This window comes from Vibrio jasicida 090810c, assembly GCF_002887615.1.
In the GTDB taxonomy this organism is placed as follows: Bacteria; Pseudomonadota; Gammaproteobacteria; order Enterobacterales; family Vibrionaceae; genus Vibrio; species Vibrio jasicida.
On the sequence record NZ_CP025792.1, the window covers coordinates 2,209,925 to 2,225,729 of the forward strand.

Sequence of the window (15,805 nt, forward strand, 5' to 3'; positions counted from 1 at the left end):
CAAAAGGCTGCCGTTTGTTTTATTCATCGTATTCTAAAGTGCGAACTTCTGATTGTAGCTTATTCAATTGTTGCTTCATCGCACGCATTTCTTCATGCATAGGAATAATGTGAGCTACTCGAATCCACGCTTCCACCGTCAAACCAGTGAGAATGAAGGACCCTGCCACAATTGGCAACCACATATCAGTCAGCACCATAGCTAACAAGCACAGCGCTAAACCAAAGGTGAATAAATAACTCTGACTCTTTGGGGTCATACCCATGTAACGTGTAAGCATAAACTTGCCCTCTCGCTATCATTCACACCATTAAATTACCATGACAAGTATGACACTAATATGTCATCCGTCACGGTCCTGAATGATTTTGAGCCAGAGTTTGAACTTGTGCATTACTCGACTAGTTATTGATAATTCACACCATTTACGGACAAGAAATCAGAATAACGCGGCACCAATAGCCAAAGCAACAAATAGGAATGCAGTTACTTTACGAATGGCTCCAAGAGGCATCTTGTCGGCGGATAATTTACCAATCAAAACAACAGGCACATTGGCCAATAACATACCGATCGTCGTACCCAGAATTACCCAGCTCAATGCATCGGCGTACTGCGCGCCTAAAATAGAAGTGGCAATCTGAGTTTTATCGCCAATCTCAGCAACAAAGAAAGCAATAAAGCTGGCAATAAAAGGACCGCGATTGGATATCTGCTCATCATCATCCAATTTATCTGGGATCAACACCCAAGCCGCCATGGCGACAAAACTGACCACCAGCACCCATTTGAGAACCCCAGGCGAAAGATAATCGGCCACCACCACACCCAACCATGCAGCCAAAGCGTGGTTGGCAATGGTTGCCAAAAAGATTGCCGCAATAATAGGGACCGGTTTTCGGTAACGACTGGCAAGTAATAGAGATAGCAATTGGGTCTTATCGCCAATTTCTGCTAACGCTACAGTAGTAATTGAAATAGCTAAAACGCTCACGACATGCTCATTGGGGCGGGATTATTATATTTAACCTAAGACAAATCTCACGCCCCACCCCGGTTAGTGATGATTTGTCTAAGGTCTTGCTAAACTCATCGGGTTGATGAGTCTCGAGCGCCATGGTGATTTTGCACCAATTATGTTGACGAACGAACCAGATGAAACAGACATTTCATCGGGTAAGCTACTCCCCAAAGACAGGCGCAATTCTAGCCATGTTTCCCCATCACCTCAAGAGTGAAAGACAGCGAAAACTCCCTTTTAGGAAAAATTCAGCAGATAACGCGGTAAAAATCCATTAAAGGAGAAAATTGCCCACGAATTAATCAAGATTAGCTCTACTCCCATGCTCAATATCTGGGTATACTTGATTGTTAATTTATTCAACCGTAATTACTTTGAATCGCCATTGTTGAGGCAAGAAAACCCAACAAAAGAGACGAATTCACGAGTAATAAGAGAATCGCGCGAACCTGACTTATGCAAAAATACGATATCAAAACCTTCCAGGGAATGATCCTCGCGCTGCAGGATTATTGGGCTCAGAATGGTTGTACCATTGTTCAACCACTAGATATGGAAGTTGGTGCGGGTACCTCTCACCCAATGACCTGTCTACGAGCACTTGGCCCAGAGCCAATGTCTACAGCTTACGTACAACCTTCACGTCGTCCTACTGATGGCCGTTATGGTGAAAACCCTAACCGTCTTCAGCACTACTACCAATTCCAAGTAGCGCTAAAACCATCGCCAGACAATATCCAAGAGTTGTACCTAGGTTCTCTAGAGGTTCTTGGTGTCGACCCACTTGTTCACGACATCCGTTTCGTAGAAGACAACTGGGAAAACCCAACACTAGGCGCTTGGGGCCTAGGCTGGGAAGTTTGGCTAAACGGCATGGAAGTAACTCAGTTTACTTACTTCCAGCAAGTTGGCGGCCTTGAGTGTAAGCCAGTAACTGGTGAGATCACTTACGGTATCGAACGTCTAGCAATGTACATCCAAGAAGTAGACTCTGTTTACGATCTAGTTTGGAACATCGCACCGGACGGCAACGCCGTGACTTACGGTGATATCTTCCACCAAAACGAAGTAGAGCAATCAACTTACAACTTCGAGCACGCAGACGTTGAATTCCTATTTGGTTTCTTCGAACAGTGTGAGAAAGAGTGTAAAGAGCTGCTTGAGCTTGAAAAGCCACTGCCACTACCTGCTTACGAACGCATTCTAAAAGCTGGTCACGCATTCAACCTACTAGACGCACGTAAAGCGATCTCAGTAACTGAACGCCAACGTTACATCCTACGCATCCGCAACCTGACTAAAGCAGTTGCAGAAGCATACTACGCATCGCGTGAAGCTCTTGGCTTCCCAATGTGTAAGAAAGAACAAGCGTAAGGGGTAAAGTAACATGGCAAAAGAATTTCTAATCGAGCTAGGTACAGAAGAGCTACCACCAACGCAACTTCGCACTCTAGCTGAAGCATTCGCAGCAAACTTCGAAGCAGAACTAAAAGGCGCTGAACTTGCTCACGAAGGCGTGAAATGGTTCGCGGCACCTCGTCGTCTTGCACTAAAAGTAGCAGCACTAGCAGACAGCCAGTCTGACAAAGTTGTTGAAAAACGTGGCCCTGCGGTTTCTGCAGCGTTTGACGCGGAAGGCAACCCAACAAAAGCAGCTCAAGGCTGGGCACGCGGCTGTGGCATCACGGTTGACCAAGCGGATCGCATGGTTACAGACAAAGGTGAATGGCTACTGTTCAAACAAGAAGTGGAAGGTCAGCCAACGTCTGAGATCGTAGTTGAACTTGCAGCGAAAGCACTAGCAAACCTACCTATCGCAAAACCAATGCGCTGGGGTAACAAAACGACTCAATTTATCCGTCCAGTGAAGACGCTAACCATGCTAATGGGCAGCGACCTAATCGAAGGCGAGATCCTTGGTGTCGCTTCTGACCGCACTATCCGTGGTCACCGCTTCATGGGTGAGCAAGAGTTCACTATCGATTCTGCTGAGCAATACCCTGCGATCCTAGAAGAGCGCGGTAAAGTAATGGCAGATTACGAAGCGCGTAAAGCAATCATCCTAGCTGACGCACAAAAAGCGGCAGCAGCGGTTGGCGGTATCGCCGATCTAGAAGATGACCTAGTAGAAGAAGTAACGTCTCTGGTTGAATGGCCAGTAGTACTAACAGCGAAGTTTGAAGAAGAGTTCCTAAAAGTACCTTCTGAAGCATTGGTTTACACCATGAAAGGTGACCAAAAATACTTCCCTGTTTACGATGAGGACAAGAAGCTACTTCCTAACTTTATCTTCGTATCAAACATCGAGTCTAAAGAGCCTCGTCACGTTATCGAAGGTAACGAGAAAGTAGTTCGCCCTCGCCTTGCTGACGCAGAGTTCTTCTTCAACACAGACCGTAAGCGTCCGCTGATCGACCGTCTTCCTGAGCTAGACCAAGCTATCTTCCAGAAGCAGCTTGGTACTATCAAAGACAAAACAGACCGCATCACTGAACTTGCTGGCTACATTGCTGAGCAAATCGGTGCTGACGTTGAGAAATCAAAGCGTGCTGGTCTACTAGCAAAATGTGACCTAATGACCTCAATGGTATTCGAATTCACGGATACTCAAGGTGTTATGGGTATGCACTATGCTCGCCACGACGGTGAAGCAGAAGAAGTTGCAGTAGCACTGAACGAGCAATACATGCCTCGTTTCGCAGGTGATGAACTGCCATCAAACGGTGTTTCAACTGCAGTTGCAATGGCAGACAAGCTAGACACTATCGTAGGTATCTTCGGTATTGGTCAAGCACCTAAAGGTTCTGATCCATTCGCACTACGCCGCGCATCTTTAGGTGTACTACGTATCATCGTTGAATACGGCTACAACCTAGATCTTGTTGACCTAGTAGCGAAAGCGAAGTCACTGTTTGGCGACCGTCTAACCAACAACAACGTTGAACAAGACGTTATCGAATTCATGCTTGGTCGTTTCCGTGCTTGGTACCAAGACGAAGGCTTCAGCGTAGACATCATTCAAGCAGTTCTAGCGCGTCGCCCGACGAAACCAGCAGACTTCGACCAACGTGTTAAAGCGGTTTCTCACTTCCGTGAACTAGAAGCGGCAGAGTCTCTAGCAGCAGCGAACAAGCGTGTAGGTAACATCCTAGCGAAATTCGACGGCGAACTAGCAGCAGACATCGACCTAGCACTTCTACAAGAAGACGCAGAGAAAGCACTAGCAGAAAGCGTTGAAGTAATGACGGAAGCGCTAGAGCCAGCATTTGCTACAGGTAACTACCAAGAAGCCCTAAGCAAGCTAGCTGACCTACGTGAACCAGTTGACGCGTTCTTTGATAACGTAATGGTAATGGCAGACGACGAAGCACTTAAGAAGAACCGTCTGACACTACTGAACAACCTGCGTAACCTGTTCCTACAGATCGCAGACATTTCTTTGCTTCAAAAGTAATTCATTACTCTTCGAAGTGATTAAGAAATAAGTAAAAGGGAAGCAGGTGCTTCCCTTTTTTGTTACCTTCAAACCGATGAAGGTGAAGCTTATTATTCATTTTGTGAACAAGACTAAAATTTGTAGGGTGAGACGCGTCTAACTTGTTGGTGTAGAGCTCGGATTGTAGAGGCACAGTTTTGCTATAACTGGACTGTTTATTCGGGGGAAGGACACAATGAAAAAAACAATTCTCGCACTCTCTATCGGTCTACTGAGCGCCTGCAGCCAGATTCCAGAAAATGCCATCGTATTAAACGTTGGTGAGGATACCGCTGTTTTTGAGGAAAACTCACAAGGCTTACTTGTCGCCGAGCAAAAACTCGAAAAAGGCAGTTATACCTTTACCATTGCTGACAGCAAGCAAAGCTGTGGCAGTAGCTTTGCCCTAGCAGAAGAAGATCGCATCAAATTCAATCGTCCTTTAAAAATGGATAGCTGCGCCACTGATGCACAAATGCCGCTGCGCATCTTCAAAGCCAATACCTATCAATTTACGCTCAATCCAACCACCAACGAGCTGACGGTAAAAATCAAACCAAAACAGAGTCAGGACATCACCTACTCTTGCCCTGTCGCAACTGACACGCCAAAAACCATCAATGTTGCTCAAACCTTTAATGATGGCACTGTCGTTCGTGATGCCTTAACCGGACAAGAAGCCACAGTCACCAATGGCAGCGTCACCATGCAGCCGGGTCCTATGAGCCAAGGTCTGTTGTTACTAGAAGAGGTTGAGCAACAAGCCGATAAACCGTTCAGCTGGGATAACGCGACGGTGTACTTCGTCATGACCGACCGCTTCCACAATGGCAACCCAGACAACGACAACAGCTACGGTCGCAGCAAAGACGGAAAATATGAGATTGGTACCTTCCACGGTGGTGACTTAGCGGGTCTAACGAAGAAACTCGATTACATCGAATCACTTGGTGTGAATGCTATCTGGATAACCTCACCACTGGAACAAATCCACGGCTGGGTTGGCGGCGGCGATAAAGGCGACTTTAAGCACTACGGCTACCACGGCTACTACCATCAAGATTGGACCAAGCTTGATGCCAACATGGGTACCGAAGATGAACTCAGAACCTTCGTCGATACTGCCCACAAGAAAGGCATCCGCGTGATTTGGGATGTGGTCATGAACCACACAGGTTATGCGACATTAGCAGACATGCAGGAATTCGGCTTTGGTCAGCTTTACCTTGATGACCAAGAAGCCAAAGAAGTCCTTGGTGAAAAATGGACCGACTGGCAGCCAAAATCAGGACAAAGCTGGCATAGCTTCAACGACTACATCAAATACGGTGATAGCGAAGCGTGGGATAAATGGTGGGGCAAAGATTGGATCCGTACCGACATTGGTGACTACGATGCTCCGGGCTACAACGACATCACCATGTCTTTGAACTACCTACCGGATCTAAAAACCGAATCGACTCAGAAAACCGGATTACCAAACTTCTTCCGCGATAAAGACACCAATGCGCAAGATGAACTGCAAACTCCACGTGAACACCTCATTACCTGGTTATCCGATTGGGTCCGCGACTACGGCATTGATGGCTTCCGTGTCGACACAGCCAAACACGTTGAAATGGAAGCGTGGGCAGAGTTGAAAGCCAGCACCACTCAGGCGCTTGCCCAGTGGAAGCAAAACAACCCAGATAAAGCCTTGGATGATCTACCTTTCTGGATGACGGGTGAAGTATGGGCACACAGCGTAGTGAAGAGCCCGTATTTCGACAACGGCTTCGATTCCATCATCAACTTCGAGTTCCAATCTGATGTGGCACCAAAAGCGCTGAAGTGTTTCGCTCAACTTGATAATGATTACCGCCGCTATGCAGAGCGCATCAATACCGATCCTGAGTTCAACGTGTTGAGCTACCTATCTTCACACGATACACAGCTGTTTTGGTCAGCGCGCAGCCGCAGCTTTGATGACCAAGCACGTGCAGCAAATGCTCTGATGCTGACTCCAGGCGCAGTACAGATCTATTACGGTGATGAGATAGCTCGTGATTTTGGCATTACTGGTTCAGACGCCCACCAAGGCACACGCTCAGATATGCCATGGGATAAGATTCATGGCGAGCGAGAAGATCTACTGCAACATTGGCAAAAGCTAGGCGAATTCCGTAAACGTCACCCGGCGGTTGCTCAAGGTAAGCACATTACTCGCAACCAAGAAGGTTACTACGCGTTCGAACGCCAATACCAAGACGACAAGGTGCTGATTATTTACACCGGTGAGTAACTTGCTCAGCAACAAGAATATGGTGAATTAACAAGGTTTAAAGGGAAGCATGGCTTCCCTTTTTTTTGTTGAATGCTAAGGTTAATCCAGTTATGAAATCCATTGATTAGGTTGTTCATGTTAGTCGTACTGGTCGAAGACAACGAAATTCTCAATCACCATTTAGCTTCGCAGCTCAAAGATCGTGGCAATACAGTGTATGCCGATAAAACCGCATCCGCTTGCCTGCAAACCATTCAAAAACACCCCAATGCGGATGCCATGATCATTGACCTTGGCTTACCTGATTTTGATGGTATCACCTTAATAAAGCAGATCCGCCGCAAAGAGATTAATGTACCGATCTTAATATTGACCGCTCGTAGCGATTGGCAAGATAAAGTAGAAGGGCTGAACTCTGGTGCCGATGACTACCTCACCAAACCGTTTCAGTTTGAAGAATTAATGGCTCGCTTAGAAGCACTTGTCCGTCGTTATCAAGGCTTCTCCACCAGCACCATCAATGCAGGTGAGGTAACGTTAGATACTCAGGCAAAAAGCATAAGCTACGCAGACAACGTCCTAGATCTCACCGCGTTGGAATATCAAATCTTTGAGTATCTAATCCGTCACCGCCAAAAAGTCATATCCAAAGAGCAGATTGCTGACTCACTCTACGATGCCGGAGAAAGCGTACAACTGAACAATATCGAAGTGATCATCTCGCGTCTGCGTAAAAAACTTGCTGCACACACTGAAGAAAAAATCATTAGTACCATTCGCGGCCAGGGTTATCGCTTTGAGCTAGAGGCAAAGTAGTCAATGAAACGTTTGATATCCAGTACATTTCGTCGACGCGTTTTATTCATCACCTCTGTTGTAGGAATAAGCTACTTATTAACGATAAGTGCATTTGTCTACCACCTCGAAAAAGATAAATTATTCGAAGAGTATGCGTTAGATGTCGCTAGCCATGTACCTGCTATTACGAATGAAATAATAGCGTCAGGGCAAGTAACTCCCTTAGAAAAATGGAATGAAGAGTTTCCTTTACACTCCTCCCATTTCTCTATGTTCATCTGCGATGAGAACAATAATGAACTTTGGCGCTCCATGAATGAAGAATCTCGACAACGGCTCATCGAGAGAGGAATAAAAACGCCAAAAATAGAAAACTTCTGCCTAGACCCATTATTACCAACCAAAATTAATCAATTTGAGTTAGTTCAAACAAAGCAAGGTTCTGCTTTCATAGCTCATGTTCTGCCCTTAGACAAAACACCTTATAACCCTCAAGGAAGGATCGTATTGCTAAGACGTATGGAAGACAAGGTCGCTTCATTGAATCAACTCAAAGTAAATGTAGCGATATTTTCCATTATTGCCTCACTCATTATTATGTGGCTAATTTTTCTTATTTATCGTTGGAGTTTTAAACCATTCAAAATTCTCGAAAAGGAATTAATTGACGTAAAAGCGAACAGAAAAGAGAAGCTAGCACACTCATATCCAGAAGATTTAATGCCAATCACAGGAGCCCTCAATGAGCTGATGTTCCAGCAAAAAGAAAACGAGCAGCGCTATCGCCGAGCATTAAACGATCTCGCACATAGTTTGAAAACACGAGTCGCTGTATCCCAAGCCCTATTGGATGATATTGAAGAAGGCAAAATTCATGATATCAACCAACAGTTATTAGAAATGGATGATGTGATTCAAGGTCAACTTAAGCGTGCATCATTGGGTGTGAAAGGGATTATAGAGAATACCACTCCAATCAAACCTATCCTCAACAGCCTGCTGCTGATGTTTGATAAAGTCCACATGGATAAGGGTATTCGCGTCGAACAGTTTATCAATAATGATCAGACTCTGCCGATGAGTAAAGCGGATGTGATGGAAGTGTTTGGCAATGTATTGGAGAACGCGTACCGCTATGCCAATAAGCGTATCGATGTGTTCATCAACAATACCGAAGAAGGCATTATCATTACCTTTAACAACGATGGTCCCGCCGTGGATGAGTCGATAAGCGACACTTTATTTAAACGCGGTGTTCGTGCTGATGAGCAAAACCCAGGAACAGGATTAGGTTTGGCGTTGTGTGATGAGATTGTACACAGCTACAAAGGTGCTATTTGGTTTGAAACACCAAGCGACCCATCCATGGGTGCAAGCTTAAAGATACTATTACCTTACCGTTAGCCTTGCGTTGGCAAGCTAATATCAACACGGCGATTTAACTCGCGCCCGTGAGTATTTGCATTACTGCTCACAGGGTGCGTTTCGCCATCAGAGCGTGAAGTGGACACCACTTCATCATACCCTTCAAGATATTTAGCCACAGAGTTCGCACGCTTTAAGCCAAGCGTTAGGTTATACCCATTACTCCCCTTCGCATCCGTATTACCAACCACCAACAATGAAGATTGAGGTCGTTGTTTCAGTTGCTGATTCAACTGAGTGAGAATGAACTTCGATTGAGCATTTAAACTCGCTTTATCAAATTCAAACAGCACTCGGGCAGCAAACTCGCCCTGCTTATTCTCAGTTAGTTGTGCACGACTCAATAGATAAGTCGCACAAGATTTATCAATACCAGCCTGTTCCAACTGAGACAGTAGCATGGGCTCAAGAACACTCTGTTCACCATTAACGGTAATCTGCATAAACGGACCTTGATGGTATTTCACTTCCGTTTGATGCCCAAAAGACACCGATTCTTTATACTGATCCTGCCCTTGCTGGCAATAGTAATACAGCGCTTGATTAGTGTTATCTTGTGCGAATGATGGCATAGGTAAGCTCACGACTAATGCCAGAATTAACTTGTTCATTGTATTGCTCTCTACAAGGTTAGGTGACCGACTTCTTCGGTGATCAGCGATAAGATTTGATTCAATATGTCGTCGGTATTTTCTGCTTTGTAGACGTTATCCACGCCGACACAATTACGTAAGCCAACATTGGCATCCAGCTCATAATCAAAACCAATAACCGACATACTGGCCGTCATTTGATCGCCATCTGGCGTCTTCATTCCTTGGCTAACGCCATTCACGACATTGATGGAGTCACTGGTATTATCTGCCGTCACTTTGCCACCATTAATCATATTGAGGATGTTGGTACACATACCTTTTTCAACAAGCTTTGGTGTTTGTTCTGCATAATGATTCCAATCTTCACCATCGGATAGAATAATAATTAGCTGTTTTGGCCTTTTTGCTAACTGAGTAACAATCTGCCCAGCTCTGATGATTCCCTGTAGCGAAGCAGTACCGCCGTTGGCCTTAAAGCCTCTAACGTCCTTTACAAATCCATCAAACTTATCTGTATAGAAAATGTCATAAAACTCAGCCTCATCGTCCCCATTAGGTACTCGTTTAGCTGCTCCTTTGACTTTAAATTGTTGTTCTATCGTTTTGTTAAAGTTAACCACGTCATCCTTATCGTACTCACCCATTTTGGTAGTGATTCGCTGATCTCGAATAATCAGTTTGTTGTTATTGCCAGTATTGATCGTTCGACGGTTGTACCCTGTGATTGCGACCCTATGTGTTTGTTCTGGGTTTAGCGCATTGTATTGCTCTAATTCATCGGTTACTTTTTCGATGATGTCTTTCAGATCTTCGATTTTGGTTTTCTTACCACCACTCCAGTTTTCATTCATCGAGCCAGAAAAATCGACGATAAAGGTAATATCGACAGGCTGACCTTGATAACGTCGTGCTTTCGAGCTTCCAGTAACATCGAACGTTTCACCAAAACCAACAATCACACCTTGTCCAGGAAACCAAGATTTGTGGCGAGTTCGCCCTGCAACACGATACTCAAAATAACGCGCTTGCCCCTTTGATAACCCAGCTTGGCAATCCGGCATCTCATCACAAGACAAACGCTGCACGTATAGGTTCTCAATACCTTCAACGTCATACACATAGTGCTCAATGTAGTTCTGCGCCAACATGTGATTTTCTGAATCTTCTGCAGAAACCGCCAGCACCGCTGCTTCTGCCGCCTCTTCTAAACGGGCTTTAGTCTGTAATGCCCTCGCTCCGTCTGAGCCCAGCATGAAGACACCAAAAAGGATGGGAATGATCATGGCGAATAACATGCCGACATGACCGCTTTGTTTTTTCAAACTAGAGTGTCTTTGAATACTATGTGGCATGTTACCTCCCGATCACGACAGCATCAGATTCAACTCGAGTGAACTCAACACCCAACAAACTGCCAATCCAATTGTCGGTTTCATAGCAAACAGAAACACGATACAGCGGCATTTGACGACCTCGGTTACTCACCACAGACAATGAACTCAATGAACTGATGCCTTCCCCAACTTGGCAATCTATCGCACCACGTTTTTCAATAATCACAGGGTTGGGTTTATCCACAGCGGCGAAGCTTAACTCTTCAACTTGTAAGCCATACTGACTGGTTTGAAAGTTCCCAAACGTACGCTCCAATGAATGGTGAATGATTGTATCGACATCGTCAGCTTCTTCTTTTGAAAGCTCATAATCCGCACCATAAAGCTGGGTACGCTCTTTCACCACATTCACTAACGAATAAGTCAATCGGTCCAACTTCCCTTTTACCGACAGCTTAATAATTACATCACCACTAAACGCCAACAGTAAGCTGAAGAAGATACCAACAATGGCAAACTCAATACTGAAAGTGCCACGTTGCTTGCTCTGCCCTCGACAGTAATTAAATTGCAAATTGGGAGCGTTCATATTCTTGTACCACTACCATTTCTCGGCTCATCGTGCTTTGTAAGCCCAGGAAGTAACTAAAGATTGGTTGAAAGTTGTAATCGATGTGATAAACAGCCAAGGCTGCATTCTCTGCATCACCGCATTCTCTGCTGGCTTGCTCCGGTGCTAACTCGCATTGCTCGATATAAGCCGTGAGAGATTCGATGTTATCGAGGTATTGGATAGAAACGCGAAAGCGCTCCACATCCACCGCGGTATTCCAAATACTGCCCTCTCGATTTAGCACGGCTTGCACTGTTTGCATGTAGTCGTCATTACGTTTTTTAGCGGTGCGTGAGATCTCTGAAATGGTCAGATCGTTGATGGCTGAAATGTAAGACATATAGCTCATTTCTACCCACGCCATGCACATCAGCCAAAAAGCGAAGAACCCAATGGCAAACTCAATACTGGCAACGCCACGTTGCTTAGCTTTCACGACTCACCTCAGTTAGAGCTCGCTTTTTCTGCTTCGCTTTTAATGGGTCATAACCGCGTAAAGCACGATAAATATTGTCGATCTGGTGGTTACTGTATTTCTCACTCAATACTTGTTTAACAAACTCATACTGACCTTCTTTGGCCATACTCAACGTCAGATTGGCCATCACTTGTTCATCCGCTTGACCGTTTTTGTAAAGAGGTAGCAGACGCTGAATCGCCTGTTTGTATTGCCCCTCTGCAATATCAAGGACCGCAAGGTTATTGTTGACCGTTACCCCATCAAAGAAGTGTTCGCGTGAACGTTCGAAATAGCGACGAGCCAAGTCATATTGGTAGTTATAACCGTAGTAAGTACCAAGCAAGTTTTCTGCTTCTGCATTGGTCTCTTCAAGCGCGAGTGCCGCCTTTGCACTGCTAATCGCAGCAGGATATTGCGCCAATTCACCATAGGCTTGTGCCTGGATTAACAAGGTATCGACACTCGTTGCTGATTTATTGGTTAATGGCTTGATATAAAACAACGCTGATTCGGCATCACCAAGTGCGAGATAGCTTTGCGCCAGCTTCTCACGCACCTGCGCATCATCGCTTTGTTGAAGCTGCTGTTTGTACAAGGTCACTAATTGAGTGTGATTGTTGGTTTTCTGGTAAATCGCTTCTTTCGAATCTTGTTGTTGCCACGCTTGCTGGGTAGAACTGCACGCTGCGAGCATTGCTGGTAACAAACAAATCAGAATTTTTTTAAACATGGGACATCATCCTCATCACCCCTGGAGCGGTGATTACAAAAACAAGTGGAATCAAGATAAATACAATCAATGGGATCGACATCTTGGCCGCCAACTTCCCTATTTGCTCTTCAAGCTCCAACATCTGCACTTCGCGGATATCTCCGGACAATGTCGTCAACATGGTGTAGATGGATGAGCCGTGCTGCATGCTCTGGGTTAGTGTCAGCATAAAACTGCGCATCTCAGACGATGGCACTTGCTGATACAACTCTTGTAGCGCACGCTCCATACCCACAATACGGGCACGCTGGTTGGTGTTATCCAATAACTTGCCCAACTCAGGGTTAAAACTTTGAATCTCTATCGCCAAGTATTTCAACGATGCTTCAATCGACATGCCGGTCTGAACACATATCGCCATAAGATCGATTAAATAGGGTAAGCTGCGGCTGATACGTCGTTGGCGATTGGTCTTACGAACTTCAAGCCACATATCAGGCAATAGAATCACTGCCATCGCCCAAGCAGCAGCAAGAGCAACCCAATAGTTGGTTGCGATATCTAACGTGAAGACCAACACGGCAATCAACAACTCCCCAAGCAGCAAAGCCGCATACTTTAATGGCGCAAACCAAGTGGCAGCATTGGGGTTATCAATCCCAGCGAGGTGTAAACGCTGTGACAAACTCGCATCTCGCTTCTCTACTAAGTTCGATAACGGAGATAGGATCGACTCTAGTCGTGACTCTTCTTGCTGATCACCTTTGTGTTGGCGCACGATTCTTGCCACACGTCGTTGATAGCCGAAATGGTTAAGCATCCAGTAAGTAAGCAGAAGTACGCCGAAACTGACACCAACGAGAGAGAAAAACAGCCAAAACATCGTTTGAGTCATCATTACTTCACTCTCTTCATTAGTGCCCAAATGATCGCCATACCAATCGCTTCACTGCTCACCAAGTAATAAAGCAGCGGACGACCTTCTGGGTTAAACATCACGAACTCAAAGTTCTCTGGACTTAAAAACTGCAAGATAAACAGAAAGAAAAATGGCGTCGCCGAAACGATTTTTGCTGAAATTCGCGCTTCTGACGTCAGAGCAAATTTCTTTCGCTCGACAGCTCGAGCTTCAAACATCTGGCGATTCAAACGCGTCATGATTTCTTTCAACTGACCACCGCGCTGCATATTAGCTCGCAGTGTAATCACGAAGAAATGGAAGTTCGGGTTTGGAAAACGCAGACAAGATTTACGAAACACCTCATCAATTGACTCGCCCATTTTTAGACGTTCACCCATTAACTTGAACTCACGTCCGACTTCACCCTCGAGATTGTCACCCACGTACATGATGCCGCGGCCAATGCTCTCTCCTGCACTGATTGCGCTTGCCAACATATTCAATGCATCCGGAAAGGTTTCATCAAACTGCTTTTGCTCACGCTTCTGTAGCCATTGATAACCAAACCACCAGCCAAATGGCACCGCAAAGGGCAATAGCTCATAAGCAGCAAATCGTGTAAATGTGCTATTCACAACCAAAGCCAGCACTATGACCAACATGGTATAGAGCATGATTTTAAGCAGAGCAAAGCGGCCCAATTGGCGCTTTAGGTTATCCCAGCGTGTTTTCAAACCTTGGCGTAAGCTTCTGTCTGACAAACTGGCAACGTTCACAGCTTGACGAGTCAACGTTGTTTCTACACGGTTACGCTGTTGGTATTGAGTCAGATAACTATCAAGATGCTTGTTCTTTTCACTCAACAAGGCGACAGCGACCAAAGCAATGCCACCGATTAAAATGAACCAATACATGGCTTACCCCACAGCTTCAATCGCACTGATGGTGTCAGCGAGATCTTTGTCCACTCCGTAGAAACGTGCTTTTTCAAACAAAACTGAGCGGCTCATGACACCCGTCGTTTCATAACGGCCGGTAATTTTGCCTTCGTAATGATGCGGATCAGATTGGAAGCAAAACAATTCTTCAAGCACAACGTTTTGCCCTTCCATACCAATCACTTCCGTAATACTCATCACTTTGCGAGAACCATCGTGAAGGCGATTGACCTGTATAATGAGGTCCACAGCACTTACCAAAGAGCGGCGTATTGCCTCTAGTGGCAGGTTATTGGTTGCCATCATGACCATGGATTCCACTCGGGCAAGGGCGTCACGTGGGCTGTTAGCATGCAGCGTCGACATCGAACCATCGTGGCCTGTGTTCATCGCTTGCAACATTTCAAACGCTTCAGCACCACGGCACTCACCAACAATGATGCGATCTGGACGCATACGCAGCGAGTTAATCATCAGATCGCGTGAGTTCACTTCACCAGAGCCTTCTATACCTGCTGTTCGAGTTTCCATACGAACCACATGAGGCTGAAGCAGTCTCAGCTCCGCAGTGTCCTCAATCGTCACTACTCGTTCACCTTGCGAGATGTATTGAGACAATGCATTCAACAACGTTGTTTTGCCCGATCCTGTACCACCGGCGACAAGAATGTTCAGGCGACAACGCGCAGCCAATTGCAGCAACTTCGCCATTTCAGGGCTCAATGCGCCAAATTCAACTAAGTCAGCAAAGCCAATGCTTTCCTGCCGAAACTTACGAATCGATATTGCAGTGCCATCAATGGCAATTGGCGGCAGGACGATATTTACGCGGCTGCCATCTTCTAAGCGCGCATCACACGTAGGTGACGATTCATCAACACGACGACCGACACGACTGGCAATACGTTTCGCGATATCTGCGAGTTGCTTTTCATCGAGAAAGTGCACATCCGCTTGTTGTACTAAACCAAAGCGCTCGACATACACTTGCTGGTGGCCATTGATCATGATGTCGGTGATGGTGTCGTCATCCATCAGGACCTGAAGCGGTCCCAAACCTACTAACTCGTGAATCATACTGACGACGTATTCACTTCTCGCCAGAGAAGAAACTGATAGCTGGTCGCGACTGACCAACATATCGACCGCGTTACTCAACTGACGCTCTAGGTCACTTTTCGATAAGCTTTCTAGTGCAGATGCATCCAAGGCATTAAAAATTTGGTCACGCAGATGGATGTAGGTTTGTTTAGAATGTTGCATTCCCTA

General features: G+C 45.6%; 15 protein-coding genes. 5 read left to right on the forward strand and 10 right to left on the reverse strand.

The window, feature by feature from the left end:
• Positions 1-19 precede the first annotated feature (19 nt).
• Both C1S73_RS10445 and C1S73_RS10450 read right to left on the reverse strand, forming a co-directional pair.
• Positions 20-280 carry a hypothetical protein gene (locus C1S73_RS10445; RefSeq protein WP_038870244.1) on the reverse strand — a complete coding sequence of 87 codons (261 nt, stop codon included), beginning with the start codon at positions 278-280 and terminating at the stop codon, positions 20-22.
• 159 nt (positions 281-439) lie between these two features.
• Positions 440-994 carry a TMEM165/GDT1 family protein gene (locus C1S73_RS10450; protein WP_038870243.1) on the reverse strand — a complete coding sequence of 185 codons (555 nt, stop codon included), beginning with the start codon at positions 992-994 and terminating at the stop codon, positions 440-442.
• A gap of 483 nt (positions 995-1,477) precedes the next feature.
• Between C1S73_RS10450 and glyQ the strand changes: the two genes are divergently transcribed.
• The 5 genes from glyQ to C1S73_RS10475 all read left to right on the forward strand — a co-directional run bounded on the left by glyQ (position 1,478) and on the right by C1S73_RS10475 (position 8,961).
• Complete coding sequence (glyQ, locus tag C1S73_RS10455; RefSeq protein ID WP_038870241.1) at positions 1,478-2,395, forward strand: glycine--tRNA ligase subunit alpha; 918 nt, start codon at positions 1,478-1,480, stop codon at positions 2,393-2,395.
• Between the two features lie 13 nt (positions 2,396-2,408).
• Positions 2,409-4,475, forward strand: coding sequence for a glycine--tRNA ligase subunit beta (glyS, locus tag C1S73_RS10460; protein ID WP_038870239.1), 2,067 nt, complete (start codon positions 2,409-2,411; stop codon positions 4,473-4,475).
• A 217-nt stretch (positions 4,476-4,692) separates the two neighbouring features.
• Positions 4,693-6,777 (forward strand): alpha-amylase, encoded by a 2,085-nt coding sequence (locus C1S73_RS10465; RefSeq protein WP_038870237.1) that lies wholly within the window; start codon positions 4,693-4,695, stop codon positions 6,775-6,777.
• A 117-nt stretch (positions 6,778-6,894) separates the two neighbouring features.
• Positions 6,895-7,575: a response regulator transcription factor gene (locus C1S73_RS10470; protein ID WP_038870235.1), complete on the forward strand. Its 681-nt coding sequence runs from the start codon at positions 6,895-6,897 to the stop codon at positions 7,573-7,575.
• A gap of 3 nt (positions 7,576-7,578) precedes the next feature.
• The gene (locus tag C1S73_RS10475; protein ID WP_038870233.1) at positions 7,579-8,961 is read left to right on the forward strand and encodes an ATP-binding protein; all 1,383 of its coding nucleotides are present in this window, start codon (positions 7,579-7,581) and stop codon (positions 8,959-8,961) included.
• Here C1S73_RS10475 and C1S73_RS10480 read toward each other — a convergent pair.
• The 8 genes from C1S73_RS10480 to C1S73_RS10515 are packed head-to-tail and all read right to left on the reverse strand — an operon-like array spanning position 8,958 to position 15,799.
• Positions 8,958-9,593 (reverse strand): OmpA family protein, encoded by a 636-nt coding sequence (locus tag C1S73_RS10480; protein ID WP_038870230.1) that lies wholly within the window; start codon positions 9,591-9,593, stop codon positions 8,958-8,960. The genes C1S73_RS10475 and C1S73_RS10480 overlap by 4 nt on opposite strands.
• Positions 9,594-9,604: 11 nt before the next feature.
• A complete protein-coding gene (locus tag C1S73_RS10485) occupies positions 9,605-10,930 on the reverse strand; it encodes a pilus assembly protein TadG-related protein (RefSeq protein ID WP_038870229.1) in 1,326 nt (441 codons plus the stop codon).
• Position 10,931: 1 nt separating this feature from the next.
• On the reverse strand, positions 10,932-11,501 hold the full coding sequence (tadF, locus tag C1S73_RS10490) for a tight adherence pilus pseudopilin TadF (protein WP_038870227.1): 570 nt from the start codon (positions 11,499-11,501) through the stop codon (positions 10,932-10,934).
• The gene (locus C1S73_RS10495) at positions 11,476-11,961 is read right to left on the reverse strand and encodes a TadE/TadG family type IV pilus assembly protein (RefSeq protein ID WP_038870226.1); all 486 of its coding nucleotides are present in this window, start codon (positions 11,959-11,961) and stop codon (positions 11,476-11,478) included. Before C1S73_RS10495 ends, tadF begins: the two co-directional genes overlap by 26 nt.
• On the reverse strand, positions 11,951-12,715 hold the full coding sequence (locus C1S73_RS10500; RefSeq protein ID WP_038870224.1) for a tetratricopeptide repeat protein: 765 nt from the start codon (positions 12,713-12,715) through the stop codon (positions 11,951-11,953). Before C1S73_RS10500 ends, C1S73_RS10495 begins: the two co-directional genes overlap by 11 nt.
• Entirely contained in the window at positions 12,708-13,595 is an 888-nt protein-coding gene (locus tag C1S73_RS10505) for a type II secretion system F family protein (protein WP_050566715.1), read from the reverse strand. The genes C1S73_RS10500 and C1S73_RS10505 overlap by 8 nt, the downstream gene beginning before the upstream one ends.
• Positions 13,595-14,512: a type II secretion system F family protein gene (locus C1S73_RS10510; protein WP_038870223.1), complete on the reverse strand. Its 918-nt coding sequence runs from the start codon at positions 14,510-14,512 to the stop codon at positions 13,595-13,597. Before C1S73_RS10510 ends, C1S73_RS10505 begins: the two co-directional genes overlap by 1 nt.
• A gap of 3 nt (positions 14,513-14,515) precedes the next feature.
• The gene (locus C1S73_RS10515) at positions 14,516-15,799 is read right to left on the reverse strand and encodes a TadA family conjugal transfer-associated ATPase (protein WP_038870222.1); all 1,284 of its coding nucleotides are present in this window, start codon (positions 15,797-15,799) and stop codon (positions 14,516-14,518) included.
• Positions 15,800-15,805 lie beyond the last annotated feature (6 nt).